We start from the raw sequence: 17,953 nt of genomic DNA on the forward strand, positions 1-17,953 counted from the left end.
AACCGGTGACCTTAATTAGCGATGGGGGGCCGTGAATTCATCGGGCAGCATTTTGATAAGAATATCTGCGAGCTGCCGGGATTCTTCGGGCGTCAGACGCGCCGTTAAGTCCGCGAGGATGGTATTCAGTGCTTCATTCTGAAACGTATTGCACAGCGTCTGACCTTTTGCCGTCAGGGCCAGGATCACCTGGCGCTTGTCGTGCGGATTCGGGCGGCGCTCGACCAGGTCGTTCTTCACCATACGTGCAACCATACGGCTCATTGCCCCGGTATCCATCTGCAGGCTCTTGCAGATTTCTGCCGGGCTGGTGTTACCTTTAAATATATTAATCAATACCTTAAATTGCGGTGCGGTAATGCCGCTGTCGGCAAAGTAATGGCCGATAAGCAGGTCCTTAAACTGGTTTGCCAGATGGAACAGCAAACCCAGATGCAGGTTTTTATGGGAAGAGTCGATTGGGGTATTCATGATAGCTGCCTGGTCAGTAATTAACATGATAATTACTGCCTGGTCACCAATTGTCAAATTAGGTCAACAGAAAGCACACATATTGACAAATGGAGGAGGGCGATAAGCGTATTACGATCACTCGAACCCGTGATGCCCGCAGACATCAATTTGGATGCGCTCTGTGGTACAGGCCCGACGCAGGCGAGATTGATGTACGCGCGGCCGTAATTTGCCAGGGTTCCCTAAACCAGTCGGTGTCATCAGCTGGCGTACTGTCGGACCAAAATCAGCGTAATGTTCGCGGATAGTACGCAGTACACGTTCTCAGTTGCCGGTTGCCAGGCTGGCTACGACGACGGTTAACAAGTGAAAGCGGCCCATGTTCACGATAGCGCTCCAACAACCGTCGGCAGTGTCTGTCAGATATCTCAAGCGGATAATATTGAGTACGTACCGGGCAAGACCATCAGGTCGTTGGTTATTGCTGGGTTTTCAACGACGACGGCTAGCCATACCCAGCGGGCCAGATTCACGGTAACGCGACAGAAAGCATCGGCACAGGCTGTCAGATATGCTCAGGCGCTGTGTGGCCATCAAGTGTAGTCAGACGCCGAACGATAACGTCCTAATAACTTTGAGTCGGTTAACTTTATCCAAAGCAAAAAACTCCGCCGCATGAGCCGTCATCAGAATCTATCGATGCTGAATCTACGAGTAACTTATCCAGGAGCAGACCTTACAACTTAGCCACCACTATATTAGTGCGCATAATGTATATTATGTTAAATAACCTCCATAGGTAGTTTACTTCATGGTTTTTTGGTACAACCACAGAAATCAGCATGTTGTGAATTTTGAGATACCTCCCTTTTATTCCGTTAGGTCTGTCGTACTGAATCGCCATGGGTTTAACAGACACCTCAAATCCGGACTCACCGGATGAGCGTTGGGTGACGGACATAATCTACATCCGAACCCACGAAGGCTGGCTGTATCTGGCCGTGGTGGTTGACCTGTTCTCCCGAAAAGTTATCGGCTGGTCAATGCAACCCCGCATGACATAAGAGATTGTCCTGAACGCATTACTTATGGCGGTGTGGAGGCGTAATCCTCAAAAGCAGGTACTGGTTCACTCTTATCAGGGCAGTCAGTACACGAGCCATGAGTGGCAGTCGTTCCTGAAATCACACGGTCTGGAAGGCAGCATGAGTCGTCGCGGTAACTGCCATGACAACGCGGTTGCGGAAAGATTTTCCAGCTACTTACCTACAACCTATCTATGTGATGCTCACCCTTCTTTCCCCGTATCGGTAATTTTGCGGGCACTCAAGATCTCATGTTCGAACTCATCCAGCTAAGCGCTATCTGTGCAAGCGCTTATGGATATTAATATTTACTATTCCTATGGTGCGCATCAAGGAACAAAACTGAGCAGCGTCGAATTATCACAAACTCGTATCGGCATAATATCACCCAGCGGATGAATTTTCCCCTACCGAGCCGCGCACTACCATCCAGCTGTCAAACGTAGGTAAGGTGCCGGCGGATTGTTTGCGGATTTGGCAAATCAATCGGCGCGCGGCTTCGCGTCCCATTTCATATACCGGCTGGGCGACCACAGTCAGCGGCGGTGACATCAGCTCGGTCCAGGGAAAATCATCGTACATCAGAAAAGAGATATCTTCGGGTACGCGCAGACCACGTTTGGTCAGACCACGCAGGATGCCTATCGCAATCAGGTTGTCCGAGGCAATCAGCGCGCTCGGTGGCTCGGCGAGCGCAAGTAGTTCAGTCAGTATCTGCTCAATGGTGGCTTCGCTGAGTGCATTAAGCCGAATGAGCGCCGGATCCAGCTCCCTACCCGCGGCCCGGTAGGCGTCAATCATTCCGCTAACACGTTGCGCTACCGGCGTTGGGCCCAACGTGATGGTCGGCGAATAAGGTGTAGCGCAGCGCATGCTGGAGATATAAGCAATACGTTGATGCCCGGCCGCCAGTAACAGCTCCGTGGCCTGTTTAGCCACTGTAACAAAGTTCGCCTGGACGGTCTCCACCTCCATCCCTTGAACTGCCCGGTCAAACATCATTAATGAACGCCCTTCTGCCAGCACCTGGCGAAGATGTTCGTTATCCTCAAACAGTGAGCTGCACGGCGCGACGATGATGCCATCGACGCGCTTATCCAGCATCACGCGCACGGCCTCCCGCTCCTCGTCCAGAGTTTCATCGCTGTTGCTCAGCAGCAAGTGAAATCCCGCCTGTCGCGCAACGTCCGCCATTCCGCGCAGCGCGAGGCCAAAATGCGGGTTTTCAATGTCGCCGACAATTACCCCAATGGTATTAGATCGGCCGGTGTTCATACTGCGGGCCAACTCGTTCGGCCTGTATCCCAGCACTTCAGCTGCCTGATTCACCCGGGTCTGCACGTCATCACTCACTGAACCATATCCGCCCAAGGCACGTGCCGCCTGAGCCTTGGAAACATTGGCTTCGCGGGCGACGTCGGCGACGGTTGGGCTTCGTAAACGAGCATTTTCATTGGTCATAATTATTTAGAATCACAAGTTGATAACAACATTATTGACGCTGCTGACAGCGTGTGCTTAATATCAATACATCCAAATGAGACCGGTCTCAACACCAGGATCTGTCTTATTTTACACATCGTTGAGACCGGTCTCAACAATTAAAAACCGGCTTGGCGAACTCTGAAGTTTCACCTGCAAAGACGGAAGAGCCTTATGACATCGCACAAACGCTTCAATCATCTGACCGCTGCTCTGTTCGGCTCGGCTATGCTGGCTTCAGCCTGCTGGAGTGCATACGCCGCTAATGACAGCAATCCCTGGGGTTTGATCGAGCCCGGTCATCTACGTGTAGCCAGCCTGGGAGACTCGAAGCCCTACACTTTCACCGATAAAAACGGCAATTTTACTGGTTTTGATGTCGAATTCTTCAAAAACGTGGCACATCGCATGGGTATTGAACAGGTGGACTTTATCGGTCAGGATTTTTCCGCCATCCTGCCGGCTGTGGCAAATGGTCAGTATGATGCCGGTGTCGCCGCCATTGGAATCACGCCGCTACGTGAAAAAACAGTCGACTTCTCTACTGGCTATCTCGCGGGCTATTTAACTGTGCTGACCCGCAGTGATTCAGGCGTGAAGAACGTTGAAACCCTGGCGCATAAACGAGTTGGGGTGATTCAGGGCACACTGCAGGAGAACTATGCGCTGCAGCATTTCAAACAGTCCGATCTGGTGCGTTTCCCCGATAACAACGCAGCGGTGTCCGCGCTAAACAACGGCACGCTCGATGCCATGTTCCTCGACTACGAAGCGGCCAAAGATTATGCCACCCGCTTCAGGCTGGTCACGGCGGCGAACATCCCTTCTTTTGACGCGCCTGCGGGCGTCGCCATCGCCAAAGGCAAGCCTGAGTTCAAAGCTGCGCTGGATAAAGCCATCAAAGCAGCGATGCAGGATGGAACCTGGAAACAGCTGTACCAGAAATGGTTCCCAGGTTCGCCAATGCCGCAACAGTATCTGCCCGGCGGCCAATAACCCTGCGCATCATTATGCGTGAGACTGCATCCGTTGACGGCGCAAGTCCGTCACCCGCAACCGAGAATCGGCTATGGACCTGATCACTATTCTTTCCCGTACGTTTTTTGATATTCCATCGATGATGGACGTCTTGCCTCAGCTGCTGGCAACCGGACTGGTTAATACCATCATTATCTCTGTAGCAGCCACCGTGCTGGGCACGCTATTCGGCCTTATACTGGCGCTGATGGGCATCTCGCCCTCGCGCTGGCTGCGCGTGCCCGCGCGGCTGTATACCGACCTGTTTCGGGGCTTGCCATCCATCCTCACCATTTTGTTGATCGGTCAGGGCCTGGCGCGGTTTAGCTATCAGCTGTTTGGCCCTACTCCTTATCCGCTGGGCATTTTTGCCCTGAGCCTGATTGCCAGCGCTTACATGGGCGAAATTTTCCGCTCCGGTATTCAGAGCGTGGAACAGGGGCAGATGGAAGCGTGCCGGGCACTGGGAATGAGCTATGGCCGGGCGATGCGCCTGGTGATCATTCCGCAAGGCATCCGCCGCGTATTACCTGCGATTGTCAATCAGTTCATCGCCATCATCAAAGACTCGTCGCTGGTTTATCTGCTGGGCCTGATGACCGGTCAGCGTGAGCTGTTCCGGGTCGGCCAGGATGCTGCCGTGCTGAGCGGCAACCTGTCTCCACTGATGCTGGCCGGGCTGTTCTATCTGGTGATCACCGTGCCGCTCACCCACGCCGTGAACTATATCGACATCCGCTACCGTACCGGACGGCGCCGCGCCACTGCGCCACAAAGCGGCCTGAAGGAGCTCGATGAAGTGCAGCAAAAGCGCAACGTGGTTCCGGCGGTCTCGGTCTCCCTTACCAGCGAGCAAGGACATTAATATGGCTATACCTTCTGCGTTTCACGGCGCGAGCCTGGAGCTGTGCAATCTGACCCTGGCGTACGGCCCGATTGAGGTGCTGCGTAATGTGTCGCTGAGCATCGAACCTGGCACCACCACCTGCATCATCGGTCCCTCGGGATCGGGAAAATCCACCTTACTGCGTGGCATCAATCGCCTGCATGAGCCGAAGAAAGGGGATGTATTACTGGCCGGGCGATCTGTCCTGAAGGATAAGCCCGATTCGCTACGGTTGAGGATTGGCATGGTATTTCAGCATTTCAACCTTTTTCCCGATCATAGCGCGCTGGAAAACGTGGCGCTGGCACCGTGGAAAGTGAAAGGCCTCCCGAAAGCCGAGGCGCTGGAGATTGCCCGCCAGCGGCTGGCCGAAGTTGGCCTTGCTCAGCGAGCCGATCACCGTCCGCGCGACCTCTCGGGTGGCCAGCAACAGCGGGTGGCGATAGCGCGTGCGCTGGCGATGGAGCCGGAAGTGATGCTGTTCGATGAAGCAACCTCGGCACTCGATCCTGAGCTGGTGAAAGGTGTTCTGACGCTAATGGCTGATTTGTGCCAGCGAGGCATGACCATGGTGGTAGTGACGCATGAGATGGGCTTCGCCCGGCGCGTGGCAGACCAGGTAGTGTTTATGGATGAAGGCGAGATTGTAGAAGCCGGCACACCAGAACAAATCTTTGACCGCCCGCAATCTGCACGCCTGCAGCGTTTTCTGTCGGAGGTACTGTGATGCCACATCAACAGGTTAGAGGCCCAATCCGCACGGCTCTGGTGGGTTTTGGCATCGCCGGCAGCGTGTTTCATGCGCCGCTGATTACCCCTAACACCGACTATCGTCTCGACGTCATCGTCACTGGCGATGCCCAACGCGTAGCGACGGCGCAGCAACGTTACCCACAGGCGCGGGTGCTGCCGGACTGGCCGGCGTTGCTTAAGGCAATTGATGGCGGCGAGATTAGCATCGATCTCATCGTGCTGGCCACACCGCCGGCGCAACATGCGGAGCAGGCTGTGCAGGCCAGCCAGCGTGCTATCCATCTGGTGGTGGATAAGCCGTTTGCAGCGGATGTACAAGCGGCCGAAATGATGATTGCCGCAGCGCAGCAGGCTAATACCTTGCTCACCGTTTTTCATAACCGACGCTGGGACGGTGACTTTCTGACATTACAGCGCCTGGTGCAACAGGAAGCCTTTGGCACCGTAAGAAGTTTTGAGTCGCGTTTCGAGTGGTGGCGACCGCAGGGATTTGGCAACTGGCGTGACAGCGTCACTCTTGCGCAGGGCGGCGGTTTGTTGCTGGATCTCGGAAGCCATTTGATTGACCAGGCCATGCAGCTATTTGGCCCGGTAGTCCACGCCACGGCGGAGCTGGCACGCCATTCCGGGCCTCAGCCGGACAGTGACGAAGACAGTTTCGTCTCATTGCTGCATCACAACGGGGTGCGTTCGCGGCTGTGGATGAATGGTCAGGCGGCATTGAATGCGCCGCGCTTCCACCTGCTGGGCAGCAAAGGCGCTTTCACCCACTGGGGGCTGGATAATCAGGAGCCGCAGCTGGCGGCTGGCATGTCGCCCACCGATAGCCAGTACGGCGTCACGCCGGCAGGTAATTTTGCCCGGGCCGGCACGGTCGGGGCAACCACAACGGTGCCCATTGAACGTGGCCACTACCCCGCTTTCTATCAGCTGTTAGCCCACGCGCTGTTACACGGCGGGCCGCCGCCGGTTGATGCACGTGAAGCGCTCAGTGTTCTACAGCTTATTGAGCAACTCCATCGGCAGCATCGCGTACGTATTGCCTGAGGGCGAACATTTTTTAACAGAAGGAATAAATGATGTCTGACAAAACCGTGGCAAAAACCGTCATCGTGCTGGGTGGCGGCATTCTCGGCGTCTCAACCGCCTGGCAGCTGGCGCAGGCGGGCGCGCAAGTCACACTGGTGACGGAAGCGGCGCTCTGCTCAGGCGCCACCGGCCGTTCCCTCTCCTGGCTCAACTCTGCTGGTGAGCGTTCGCAGCCTTATCATGCGCTGCGGATGGCGGGTATTGACCGCTATCGCACGCTATTTGCCCGCCATCCACAGCTTGACTGGCTGCGTTTTGATGGTGCTATTTACTGGGCCGCAGACGATGTCGCGGGCACCAAAGCGCGTCATGACTATGAAAAAGCGCAGGGCTACGACTCAAAGCTGATCAATCACGCCACGGTCGGTGATGTCGATGCGCAGGTGAATCCGGCCAGCCTGAGTCAGGTCGCGATTGCCAATCTGGGTGAGGGCTGGGTCAGTTTGCCGCATCTGGTTGAGCATCTGATGCAGGCATTTCGTGCGCTGGGCGGAGAAGTCGTTGAGCACGCTGGTAAAGCCAGCGTGATAACCAAAGACGGCCGGGCCAGCGGTATTCGCAGTGAAAAATTCGGTGAGATGCAGGCCGATCAGGTACTGGTGGCGTGTGGCCCGTGGACGCCGGAAGTGGTTGCCCCACTCGGAGTGAAGATACCCAATAGCTCTCCGGTCTCAATGCTGGTGACCAGCCAACCCTGCGATCACGCGCTCCAGGTGGTCTTGAATACACCACGCGCTGCGGTCCGCCCTAACCCCGGCAACACTATCGCCGTCGATCATGACTGGTATGAAGAGCATATCGTCGCTCAGGCTGACGGGCAGTACAGCATTGATACATCTGTCATTAACCAATTGATGGCGGAAGCGGGTAGCCTGATAGGTGACGGCGAGCCGTTAACAGCCAACAGTTGGAAAATTGGTCTGAAGCCCATTCCAGGAGATGGCGAACCAGTGGTCGGCGAGTTGCAGAACGTTCCCGGCTGTTTTGTCGTTTTCACCCATTCCGGCGCCACGCTGGCGTTAATCCTCGGCGAGATACTGACGCAGGAGATACTCACCGGCGTCAAACACCCGATGCTGGCGACCTTCCGCCCGGAAAGATTTAGCTAACATTATTGCCAGCGCCACGATGTCGGTGGCGCTGAATACACTCCCTTTTGCCTGTGACACACTGTTCATTCGCTACTCAGTCCGGCCCTTGCAATGATGATGGGTGCATGGGCTATCAGAGATCTTCGTCTTTCCGGAAACTAAGCCCCTGGTTTTCGCCGATTATATTGTTTCCTTTATGCGCGCCAAGATATCGACACTCGTTGTCACTTCAGCAAACTCATAAGCCATCGCAGTCAGGGAAATACGTTGAACATCTTCGGCACTTACCTCTCCATATCCCATATCCGGATAAGGCATGGCAGCACACGCATCGCTCAGAGCAATCATCTTATATTCGCGATGAACGCCATCCCGAATGGTTGTTTCGCAACAAACGTTTGTTACTGTCCCACAGACAATTAAGGTATCTATATCCTTCATTCGCAAGATGGCATCAAGATCAGTGTTATGAAAACCACTGTAAAAGAGCTTATCCACTATAATGTCACCCGGTTGCGGGAATAGTGAATCAATAATCTCCACTGACGGGTTGTTACGCCCCAGAAGACACATCTGCCTTTCGCTGCCTGAAAAGCCACTCCCGGGCGGCTCTGATGTAGAAAAATTTTCTGGCGGAGGCCATATGATCGACGCCTTTAAAGGTCAGGAACGTAATATTCCCTCCCTGTGCCAGATAGCCATTAACCTGACTGTTCAGTTTTTTCTGGTCGTTGACCGGGAAAATCAACGATGGATCAAGTAGTGCTTCAGGCCGAGTGACCCGGGCCCCTGCCTGCTCCCACACCGGTACACATTTCTCATTCCAGGGGGTCGCTTTGTTGTCTTCACTACCAGTGATTATGAGCAACTTTTGGTGACTTAACGTGACGACATCTTTTGGACGTTGTTGTCCGGCGATGATCAGCCCCGCAGCGAACGTTTCCGGGTGCTTCGCCATCAGCCAGAGTGACGTCATCGCCCCCATTGACCAGCCAGTGCAGTAAACGCGCTTGGCATCTATTTTGAGGGTTTTATCACAACGATCTTCAAGGTTAGGGTTGCCATAATTCCACGTATTGCTGAGCAAAGACTGAACCAGTTTCCAGGTATTTTCCACATCACTGGTATGCTCCCAGTAATCATTCATTGTCGTTCGCTCATAGCGTGGGGTGATCACCACACATTCACGCTGCGCCTGCTCTTCCGGCAGACCCCAGATAGAAGCGATGCACTGCTCTGTCAGTGTCTGGGCGCAGGTACCGTCATAGCTGGTTCCTGAGTGCGTGATAGCCAGCACCAGTGGGTAGAATTTTTCTTCACCGCCGGCTTGCAGGAAAGACTGAGGCAGACGAATACTGTACTCCAGCCAGGCAGAGCGGGTGTCATCCCACCACCAGTGATGCTGCTCCCAGGCATCAATCCCGCGAATCTTCACATTATTTCCCCGTGTTCCGGCATTACTCCACACAGTTTTACTTGCCGAATAGATCGCGCCGTTCAGGGTTTTAACGCTTTTAATCTGGGATAACGACACTTTATCACTATCCTGAGTCGGCAGGCTCAAATCAGAGTCGTGAATGAACTCCACAATGACAAAACGACCGGTTTCCGCCGTCTGGTCCTGACGCAGGGCAGGTCCGGAATTGGTATAAATGGCGCTGACGCTCCTTTGCTGAGGTTCAGCCTGAGTGGCATTTTTATCCAGGCTCTCAGGCATACCGGCAATGAAACCTTTAGCCGCAGGTACCACACATGCAGTATAGGTTTGTCGCGTCAGGCTGTGGGGATCGATATCAGCATCATATTCCACGGCAATGCCATAGACTTTTTCACCTCCACCCGTCACTTCGGTCAGAGCAAAAATTCGCTGAATACCTGGACGCTCAGTGATGAAATTTTCTGCCTCTCCGGTCTCTGATGCGGCGGTAAAACCACCCGCCCCTGAGGCGTGTGCTCCGGGTATCATTCCGGTGGAAACCATCCCTGCCAGAGTGGTACCGGCAAGCATAAATGTACGTCTTGATATAGGAGTCATCGTTGTTTCCGGGTTAAGCATTTCTGTTAAGTTGTTTTAATTGATCAATAATCGCTTCTGCTGCCTGTTCAGCGGCTCCTGGGGCATAGGGGGAACTCCGGGACTCATAAGTGAAATGATCATAGTTTGACGAGTCCGGTAAGTATTTATCGGCACCATCGACCATCGTCATAATAAATGTGTTGGGAAAGGGAGAGGCAGAACGAATATATGCGCCGGTACTGGCAGAAAGCTCTGGCTGAACACCAATCAGCACGGTATTTCCCCACTGCATCAGGATCACGGGCATTTTGCCTGGACCAATTTCTCGCCATGTGAACGTTTTTACCGGTCCGGTTGGCTGATGACGGGGTGAAAATGCCTGTTTTGGCAGGCTGATAGCAGTACGTTGCAGCTTCAAAGGGGAGATCTCAGAGGTTGAAATCGCATCGGCAACCCGAACCACTTCATCCCCAAGTCGCCGCCCAAACAAGTCCACCAGTGTAAAGCCCTGCTCATGAATGTCAGTGCGTCCAACGCTGCCATCGGGATGGACAATGTGGCGGCTGGCCTGGAGGTAAGGGACTTGATCCCCGGCACAACCGACAAGATAAAATGCCACAGTGTTGCCGCCGTACCGGGTTTCTACACAGTGTGTGGCCGAGCCAGCGAGGTCTGCACTGATTAACCGTCCTCCACTGACACATTGTGAGGCATCCATCACCGCAGGTTGCACAGCGTAGTTCATCAGTACTGCCAGTGGCCGTCCGTCCTGCCCGTCAATGCGCAGAACACCCACATGAGGGTCGCTGTAGCCAGAATCGTCTGCACCAAGCCACCATCCCTGAGGCGTGACAATATTACGATTAACCCCGATCCGACAGTAGCCACTTCCCGCACCAAGTCTGGCAGGCTGCAATGTATCAAGTGCCCGCCGGCTTGCAGTGCGTAAAGCATCCTCAAACGCGACTAATATCGCCAGTGTCTGTGTGGTGTTATCCTGAGCATGTTCCGGAGCAATGGAAATATGTGGCGTGGAAAATGAGTGGCTGGCGATGATTGTGGTATTCATGGTGGTGACATTTGCAATACCCGCCAAAATGACTTTCATACGCACAATAACTTCTTCAGTAAGTGAGGTCAGGTCAACCACGGCAATTGCCTGGCGCTGAACCGCATTGTCCATCAGCAGCACACGGACACACAGTGGGTCGTGCTCTGACACAAAATCGCCCAATGGATACAGACCCGAAAGTTTAACGTGCGCACGGCCTGATCCTGCCCGCAGAGTGCCGGGATTGCTCGCGAACGATAACTCAGGGTTAAGCAGGGTTGCCGCGCCGAGCCCCAGACCGGTCAGTATGAAATGTCGTCGTGAATACATCAGGGCTCCTCTGACTGAGTTCTAATATTCATTATGGTACTTATACAGTACCATAATGAAGGAATTATGCAGGAGAGATAGCATGAACGACAATAATCAGTCAGAAAAACGGGTTGGACGTCCCCGAACTCAGGATAGCGCTACACGGCGTCAGGCCGTTCTTGATGCGGCTTATCACGCATTTATCGAATATGGTTTTGCCCGGACCACAACGGCTGACATCGCTGCGCGAGCGGGAATTTCGAAGCGAGCGATTTATGACGTTTTCTCCAACAAGACGGAGTTGTTCACGGCTGTCATTCATGAACACCGACATCTGCTTCTCGATCTTCCTCGCCCTGAGGCTGAGGAACTATCCGTTCTTGAGACGCTGACTCAAATTTTTCGACTGGACATTGATAGTGACGCTCAGGCTGCACGGGAAGCTATTCTTCGTCTGCTCACCCGGGAGTCTGTTCTTTTTCCAGAACTGTCTGAGTACCTGTACCAGAAGGAAATATTGCGTTCCCGGGAAGCACTGATTGAGTGGTTGCTGTATGAAATCTCGCGAGGAAGACTTCCGTCAGGTGATGTGTTGGTTTATGCCGGGATGTTAATGGACATCGTTTTTGGTGCGCTGATACCCCGACGGGCGTTACACACAGATACTGAGCGGGAACAACGAACAGAGCACATCCGGCAACGACTGGCTATATTCTTACGCGGTATCGGTTGCTGACTGAAGGTGTCTTAACCGTGGAGAACGCTGCTATCACGCGGCTTTCTCATCCTCCAGTATGTTAGACATTGTGGAGCGGGCAATACTAAGTAGCCAGGCAATTTCCGTTGCTCCTGAGCCTTTCTGGTAGAGTTCTAACTCGCTCTTCCTGTTCACCGAACGCTTGCGGCTTAGTCCTGTCCCTCTCTATTTGGCGTCCTGCCGACCTTCATTTGTGCGTTCCAGTTGCCCGACAGTCAGGATTTTCAGGTAACGGGCGGACTTTCCTTACGTCGATCATCCGCTAAGTCCTGCGCCCGCCTGCCACGATCGAAGATCACCATTATATAACCATGTCTTTTTTAAAGGCGACCTCGCCCACATTCATATGCCGGGCTGCTGACAGCTTTTTATCCGTGCAATACCTCGTTTCACCGCGCAAGTCATAATGCCGTCAACGGTATTTCAGCTCAGTTTGAGTTGCTTCCTGACTGCATCAATAGCGCTGCTTTTCAGTCATGAAAGCACGAATGGACTGGCAACCTGATACAGGAATTACAGCCCTGACCTTAAATGATAATTACAATCATTCTCATACGTGTTATTTTAGCGAGCGACTCATGATCCTACTCTCATCACGGTAACAACATGTCTGAAGCCTGTATTTTAATCATTGAGGATGATGCCGATATCAGCTCACCACTCTCTAACTTTTTAATCACTAAAGGGTATGAAACCGCTTTGTGTGACTCTGCCGAAGCAGCCCATCAGTGGTTGAAAAAAAAGAGACCCGATCTCATTCTACTGGACCTGATGTTACCCGGGGAAAGTGGTCTGGAATTTTTCCAAAAGGTAAGAGCAGCAGATGGCCCCCCCATGATAATGGTGACCGCACTTGGTGATCCGATAGATAACATAGTGGGACTGGAGTTGGGAGCGGATGATTATGTGGCAAAACCCTTTGACCTGAATGTGTTATTAGCACGTATCCGCGCAGTGATTAGACGCTATAACAGCACCAGGACCCAACCTGAAATCCACACAGGTGAGCCCGTTCTGGCATTTGGCGATTTCACCTTTTACCCGCTGCGTCGCTATTTGCGTACACCAGCGGATATCCGCAAGCCGCTTACTGCCGGTGAAACAGATTTGCTTATGGTGTTCTGCCAGCACGTTGATAAAGTGCTCTCGCGTGAAGACCTGCTTGAACTTACGCGAAGTCGTTCCGATGTGACATCGACCCGCTCAGTTGATCTGTTGGTGAGTCGCCTGCGCAGAAAGCTTATCAGTGATGCTAACAATGTAGAATTCATTCAGACCTTCAGAAACAACGGTTACATGTTCAAACCGGAAGTCCGGAGAATCTGATGCGGCAGTTTTTTAAAACCTTGCTGGGTCAAATCCTGGTCATTATTACCGGATCAACGCTGTTTACATTTTTACTCCTGAGTACTCTGCTTTTCTTTCCCAAGGGGCCTCCTGGCCCGCCCTGGCCATGGCAAACAACTTACCGTCTGGCCAGTACCATTAAGTTATTACAATCCACGCGGCCAGGGTTACAGGAAATAGTGTTACGTTCCGCACAATATGACAGCGGGTTGAAGTACAAACTGATTGACACCCCAACCCCCTGTAGCCATAAAACATTTAATACCTGGGACCTGACGAAAACCCTGACGTACGAGCTGGGTAATACCATGCCGGTCACTGTGGCCTCGTGCAACGCCAGTGAAAATCGCAAAGATATTCAGGTACTGATTCGGATTGGTAATCGATATCTGGAGGCGCGGGTAGCCAATATCGGTAGAGAGCCAACGCGATTCACTTTCCCAACCTTTTGCGCCATTTTATTCCTGCTGACGGGCATCGCCATCATGTCTCTCTGGGCGATTTCACGCATTATTAGTCCACTGCGTGAGCTGGCTGAAAAGGCTGATGCTTTTAGCCGGGATGTAACCGTAGTGCCTGTAAAAGAAGGCGGTCCTTCTGAGATCCGCAGGGTCGCCACCACTTTCAATCTCATGCAAGAACGTGTTGCTCAGCACATGAAAAGCCGCAGCCAGATGCTGGCCGCAATCAGCCACGATTTGCGCTCACCCCTGACGCGTATGCGGCTCAGCCTTGAGAGCAATCCCTCTGAAGCCACCCGGGATAAATTAATCAGGGATATTGACCTGATGAATAAGCTTATTGGTTCCGCGTTGACTTTCATCCGCACCGGCTCGGATGGGGAGACAAGCGAATGGGTTGATCTTGATGCGTTAATGTTAACGCTCTGTGATGAATATGAAGATGCGGGTATCGCGATTAGCTATAGCGGCCCAGCCGCGATGCTATTGCTGTGCAAGCCAGATGCCATTCAGCGGGTGATGACCAACCTGATAGATAACGCGGCTGCCCATGCTGAAATAGTTAGCATCCGGGCATCTCAAACCGACTGTGAAATCCTGATTGAGGTGAATGATAACGGACCAGGGATCCCTGAAATGATGCTTGAAAGAGTACAGGAACCCTTCTATCGGATGGATACGGCGCGTAACGAACGTAAAGGCAGCGCGGGTCTGGGATTATCCATAGTCAGAGAGATAGTTTCATTGCACGGTGGTGCCTTTGAACTGGTCAATCGAGCTCCTCATGGCCTCAGTGCGAAAATTTCATTGCCTAAATCACTCAATACCCGCCGCTCCTGATGGGGCGGCGAGGGGCTGCAGGCTTATTTCAAATCAATTCGCACAACATCATCAGGTGCCGTCGTCGGGTTATCACGATTCGACTCCTGCTTAACGGTGACGTATAAAGCGTCGCCCTGAGGATTGAGGGCCAGACTGTTAGGATGTACAGGTAGTCTAATGGTTTTTGCAACCGCGTAAGTCGTGCCGTTGATAATGCTGACAGTGCCATTGTTACGGTGCGCCGCATAAATTTCATTTCGCTGTGGATTGTACAAAACACTCAATGACTCGGGTACATTGATACGGCCAATGACATCGCTGCTGTTAGTATCAACCACGAGGATCGTATCCGCCTTATTATCAGCAATAAACGCGCGATGACCTTTTCTGTCCAGACTAATATTCATCAACAGATGCGCTTGCCCGTCTGTCGTGATCGTTTTACGCGCGACGATTTTATTCGATGCGGTATCCAGCGTGATAAATTCGCCGCTGGCATTACTGGTGTAAAGGCGATGATTTTCACTGTCGATTGCTAATCCGGTATTCATTATACCAAAACCGTGTAAGGTATCTTTAAGCGTGAGGGTTGCGCCATCGACGACCCAAATCAGGCTGTCATTACGGTTTACGCCACTCACATATACGGTGTTGGTTTGTTCATCGACAGTTAACTCGCGGGGAGCAGGCGGACGATTATCATTGCCTCTATGGTTTCCATTTGCAGGTTTCTGCTCTTTACCTTCTGATTTCTTCCCTTCCTGGTTTTCCGGTTTACCCGCCGTATGCGACTGCGATGCCAGCGTCAGAATGCCTTTTACCTGACCGGTTTCAGTATCTACAGCGATCAGGCAGCCCTCAATGCTCCCGCCAAAATAAGCGGTATGGGTGCGATTGTTGATCGCGGCTCCGAAAGGTTTCTTTCCGGTTTTAATCGCGTGCATGACTGCAAGGGTTTTTGCGTCCAGCTCGTAAACCACTCCGCCCTGATCATTTCTGTTCTGCGTGGTGGCCACCAGTAGCGACGGATGGCTGGCGTTAAATACCAATTCATAAGCCCCAACGCCAACGGGTTTTCTTAACACATCCGTATCAGCATAACTGCTCGCGGCGGAACTCATTAACAGGGTGGCCAGTAATAATTTCACCGGGAAACGGCCATAGATTTGTTTACTCATTTGGACCCTCTTGGAAAGCGAAATTATGCGTGCTCGCATGCACGCATATAATTAGTGAAAAGTTATTTTCTTAAAGAAGATAACCATAAAAATCAGAAATTATAAGTCAGGCTGACGTTATAGCGTCGACCATCGATATTACTGCCATAGGTATCGCTATCAATATATTTATCAAACAAGTTAGAGATACTGGTATTCAGGTTAACTTTCTTGTTCAACTTGAAATTCACACCAAAGTCAACCAGTGTGTAGGCGGGATATCCCTCGGTCATCATTGAAACAGAGTTACCGGCATAGTGTTCAGAGGTTTTACCGCGATAATACACGCGCAGCCACGGGCTGATATCTTCTGAATAATCGTAATCCAGTCTTGCACTGATAAGATGTTTAGGCTGCTGATTAAGTGGATGCCCGGCATATTCACCCGAAAGCTGCTTGGTTTCGGTGTAAGTGTAAGAGGTATTAAGATGCAGATTTTTCTGAATGTCCCATGCAAACGTGGTTTCAATGCCACGCATCATGGCTTTGCTTACGTTGTAATAGGAGGAAACAAAGTCGTACTGCTCACCATTATAACTACAGGCATAAGAGCCTGCATCACCGGTACATAACGTCTCAAGTTCGATCTTGTTTTTGAATTTACTGTAGAATCCAGTGACACCAGCTTTCATGCCTGTGCCTTGCCAGTTGAGTGACAGCTCATAGTTGGTACTGGTTTCTGGTTTCAGATCAGGATTACCAATGCTGATACCGTCACGATGTCCTGACCCTGCGGAATCAGCCCAGTTTGATGCCGATTGACGCAGCGTTGGGTTTTTATAACCACCAGACACGCCACCTTTCACGGTCCACTCCGGATTCAGCGTCCATACACCATATAGTTTCGGCGTCACATGAGAACCATACTTCTCATTTTCATCCAGGCGAAGAGATGGGATCAAATCAAACGGATCGACAACATTCCAGCGATCTTCAGCAGTGAGTGCCCAGCTGTTACGGGTGAGTTTAGAGGCGGCATCGCCGCTATCAACTTTAATGGCGTTGTTGGAGTCTTTGATTGATTCATTGAGGAACGAGCCACCAAATGAGAAAGTGTGTCTGTCACCAAGGTAAAGCTTCTCAATGGTATTCAGTGTGGTATTTCGTCCGGTAATATTACTGCTGGAATTGGTTGAGTATTCAATTTGCGCATAAGAACTGGTTTCAAGAATACCATAATAACCCTTATGGCTTAGGGTATAGTTATTACGCGTATAGGTGTGGTTTGTGATGCCCCCAGAGGTTTTTTCTGTGGCCAGTTTTTCCTGTACCGCGCGCGACACATCGAAATCAAAGATGTTTTCCAAATCAGGCGTCCAGCTAAACCCCACTGAGCCATTCTCAAGTTTACTTTTTGCGGCTCCGCCATCGTAGTTATCTTCGTTACGTTGCTGGAAGGTGCCGTCCGCTTTCATGCTGAGCACTTCAGGAATTAACGGACCAGCGACATGGGTGCTAACCTGGTGAGTATCACCAGAACGGCTGTGCTCCTGAATGGTTGTTCCCGCCGTGACAGAGCCATGCCAGTTGCGGCGGTTGGCCCTCTTCGTGATTATGTTGATCACGCCACCAATGGCGTCTGAACCATACAGAGACGATGCGGGACCGCGGATGACTTCGATGTGATCAATGGCCTCGATGCCTGGTAAGAACTGATAGCCGGTTGTGGTGGTTTCTGCCTGGCTTTCACGTACATCAACTTTCTTACCATCCACCAACAGCAGCGTGTAGTCGCTGGCCATACCACGCATCGTAATTTCTTCTGAACCGACTCCGCCGGTGACGTACACACCGGGCACATCTCTCAGCACATCCAGCACGGTATAATAGGGGCGGGAATGGATGGTCTTATTGCTTATCACGGTCACCGAGGCGGCCGCATTTGTCACATCCTCATTAAAGCCGGATGCGGTTACCGTCATTGTCTCCTCGTTTGCGCCTTCTGCCTGGCTGGAATAAGCGTCTTGTTGCTCATCAGCTGCCTGTGCCGCTGCGGATAAAAAACAAATTGATAACGCCAGAGACAGAGTGGAAAGACGTGGCCATCCCTGTGCAGATTTAATATGCATAACAAACACTCGCCTGTAATTAAAACACATTATCTTTCTTGTTA

The 17,953-nt window shown here is 52.1% G+C and carries 15 protein-coding genes and 3 pseudogenes; 9 read left to right on the forward strand and 9 right to left on the reverse strand.

The window, feature by feature from the left end; genetic code table 11:
* Positions 1 to 15 precede the first annotated feature (15 nt).
* Together FHW76_RS10035 and FHW76_RS26655 are read right to left on the reverse strand one after the other, a co-directional pair.
* Positions 16 to 471, reverse strand: coding sequence for a MarR family winged helix-turn-helix transcriptional regulator (locus FHW76_RS10035; RefSeq protein ID WP_008804876.1), 456 nt, complete (start codon positions 469 to 471; stop codon positions 16 to 18).
* 405 nt (positions 472 to 876) lie between these two features.
* A pseudogene (locus FHW76_RS26655) lies at positions 877 to 1,140 on the reverse strand (ISNCY family transposase); the annotation flags it as partial.
* A gap of 245 nt (positions 1,141 to 1,385) precedes the next feature.
* On the opposite strand from FHW76_RS26655, the pseudogene FHW76_RS10040 reads away from it, so the two are divergent.
* A pseudogene (locus FHW76_RS10040) lies at positions 1,386 to 1,718 on the forward strand (IS3 family transposase); the annotation flags it as partial.
* A gap of 204 nt (positions 1,719 to 1,922) precedes the next feature.
* On the opposite strand, the gene FHW76_RS10045 reads toward FHW76_RS10040, so the two are convergent.
* Positions 1,923 to 2,999 (reverse strand): LacI family DNA-binding transcriptional regulator, encoded by a 1,077-nt coding sequence (locus tag FHW76_RS10045; protein WP_110209288.1) that lies wholly within the window; start codon positions 2,997 to 2,999, stop codon positions 1,923 to 1,925.
* 195 nt (positions 3,000 to 3,194) lie between these two features.
* Here FHW76_RS10045 and FHW76_RS10050 point away from each other — a divergent pair, with 195 nt between their 5' ends.
* From FHW76_RS10050 to FHW76_RS10070, 5 genes are all read left to right on the forward strand, one after another.
* Positions 3,195 to 4,016 carry an ABC transporter substrate-binding protein gene (locus FHW76_RS10050; protein ID WP_023292122.1) on the forward strand — a complete coding sequence of 274 codons (822 nt, stop codon included), beginning with the start codon at positions 3,195 to 3,197 and terminating at the stop codon, positions 4,014 to 4,016.
* Between the two features lie 73 nt (positions 4,017 to 4,089).
* On the forward strand, positions 4,090 to 4,902 hold the full coding sequence (locus tag FHW76_RS10055; protein WP_032693912.1) for an amino acid ABC transporter permease: 813 nt from the start codon (positions 4,090 to 4,092) through the stop codon (positions 4,900 to 4,902).
* Between the two features lies 1 nt (position 4,903).
* Complete coding sequence (locus FHW76_RS10060; protein WP_032693911.1) at positions 4,904 to 5,650, forward strand: amino acid ABC transporter ATP-binding protein; 747 nt, start codon at positions 4,904 to 4,906, stop codon at positions 5,648 to 5,650.
* Complete coding sequence (locus FHW76_RS10065; RefSeq protein ID WP_110209287.1) at positions 5,650 to 6,723, forward strand: Gfo/Idh/MocA family oxidoreductase; 1,074 nt, start codon at positions 5,650 to 5,652, stop codon at positions 6,721 to 6,723. The genes FHW76_RS10060 and FHW76_RS10065 overlap by 1 nt, the downstream gene beginning before the upstream one ends.
* A gap of 32 nt (positions 6,724 to 6,755) precedes the next feature.
* Positions 6,756 to 7,874, forward strand: a complete 1,119-nt coding sequence (locus FHW76_RS10070; RefSeq protein ID WP_110209286.1) for an FAD-binding oxidoreductase — start codon at positions 6,756 to 6,758, stop codon at positions 7,872 to 7,874.
* A 162-nt stretch (positions 7,875 to 8,036) separates the two neighbouring features.
* Here FHW76_RS10070 and FHW76_RS10075 read toward each other — a convergent pair whose 3' ends face one another.
* From FHW76_RS10075 to FHW76_RS10085, 3 genes are read right to left on the reverse strand one after another with little or no spacing between them, the layout of a single operon-like run.
* On the reverse strand, positions 8,037 to 8,429 hold the full coding sequence (locus FHW76_RS10075) for a cysteine hydrolase family protein (RefSeq protein WP_110209285.1): 393 nt from the start codon (positions 8,427 to 8,429) through the stop codon (positions 8,037 to 8,039).
* Positions 8,410 to 9,864: a prolyl oligopeptidase family serine peptidase gene (locus FHW76_RS10080; protein WP_233433201.1), complete on the reverse strand. Its 1,455-nt coding sequence runs from the start codon at positions 9,862 to 9,864 to the stop codon at positions 8,410 to 8,412. Before FHW76_RS10080 ends, FHW76_RS10075 begins: the two co-directional genes overlap by 20 nt.
* Positions 9,865 to 9,904: 40 nt before the next feature.
* The gene (locus FHW76_RS10085; RefSeq protein ID WP_110209283.1) at positions 9,905 to 11,254 is read right to left on the reverse strand and encodes a hypothetical protein; all 1,350 of its coding nucleotides are present in this window, start codon (positions 11,252 to 11,254) and stop codon (positions 9,905 to 9,907) included.
* An 82-nt stretch (positions 11,255 to 11,336) separates the two neighbouring features.
* Between FHW76_RS10085 and FHW76_RS10090 the strand changes: the two genes are divergently transcribed.
* Positions 11,337 to 11,972: a TetR/AcrR family transcriptional regulator gene (locus FHW76_RS10090; RefSeq protein WP_110209282.1), complete on the forward strand. Its 636-nt coding sequence runs from the start codon at positions 11,337 to 11,339 to the stop codon at positions 11,970 to 11,972.
* Positions 11,973 to 12,005: 33 nt separating this feature from the next.
* Here the strand turns inward: FHW76_RS10090 and FHW76_RS26415 are convergent.
* A pseudogene (locus tag FHW76_RS26415) lies at positions 12,006 to 12,197 on the reverse strand (recombinase family protein); the annotation flags it as partial.
* Positions 12,198 to 12,599: 402 nt separating this feature from the next.
* Between FHW76_RS26415 and FHW76_RS10095 the strand changes: the two are divergent.
* Together FHW76_RS10095 and FHW76_RS10100 are read left to right on the forward strand one after the other, a co-directional pair.
* Positions 12,600 to 13,319 (forward strand): response regulator, encoded by a 720-nt coding sequence (locus FHW76_RS10095; protein ID WP_110209281.1) that lies wholly within the window; start codon positions 12,600 to 12,602, stop codon positions 13,317 to 13,319.
* On the forward strand, positions 13,319 to 14,641 hold the full coding sequence (locus tag FHW76_RS10100) for an ATP-binding protein (protein ID WP_110209280.1): 1,323 nt from the start codon (positions 13,319 to 13,321) through the stop codon (positions 14,639 to 14,641). The genes FHW76_RS10095 and FHW76_RS10100 overlap by 1 nt, the downstream gene beginning before the upstream one ends.
* Before the next feature lie 23 nt (positions 14,642 to 14,664).
* On the opposite strand, the gene FHW76_RS10105 is transcribed toward FHW76_RS10100, so the two are convergent.
* Positions 14,665 to 15,801, reverse strand: coding sequence for a YncE family protein (locus FHW76_RS10105; protein ID WP_110209279.1), 1,137 nt, complete (start codon positions 15,799 to 15,801; stop codon positions 14,665 to 14,667).
* Between the two features lie 92 nt (positions 15,802 to 15,893).
* A complete protein-coding gene (locus FHW76_RS10110) occupies positions 15,894 to 17,909 on the reverse strand; it encodes a TonB-dependent receptor domain-containing protein (RefSeq protein ID WP_110209278.1) in 2,016 nt (671 codons plus the stop codon).
* Positions 17,910 to 17,953: the final 44 nt, after the last annotated feature.

The organism is Klebsiella sp. RC2 (genome assembly GCF_014192815.1).
Classification (GTDB): domain Bacteria; phylum Pseudomonadota; class Gammaproteobacteria; order Enterobacterales; family Enterobacteriaceae; genus Klebsiella; species Klebsiella variicola.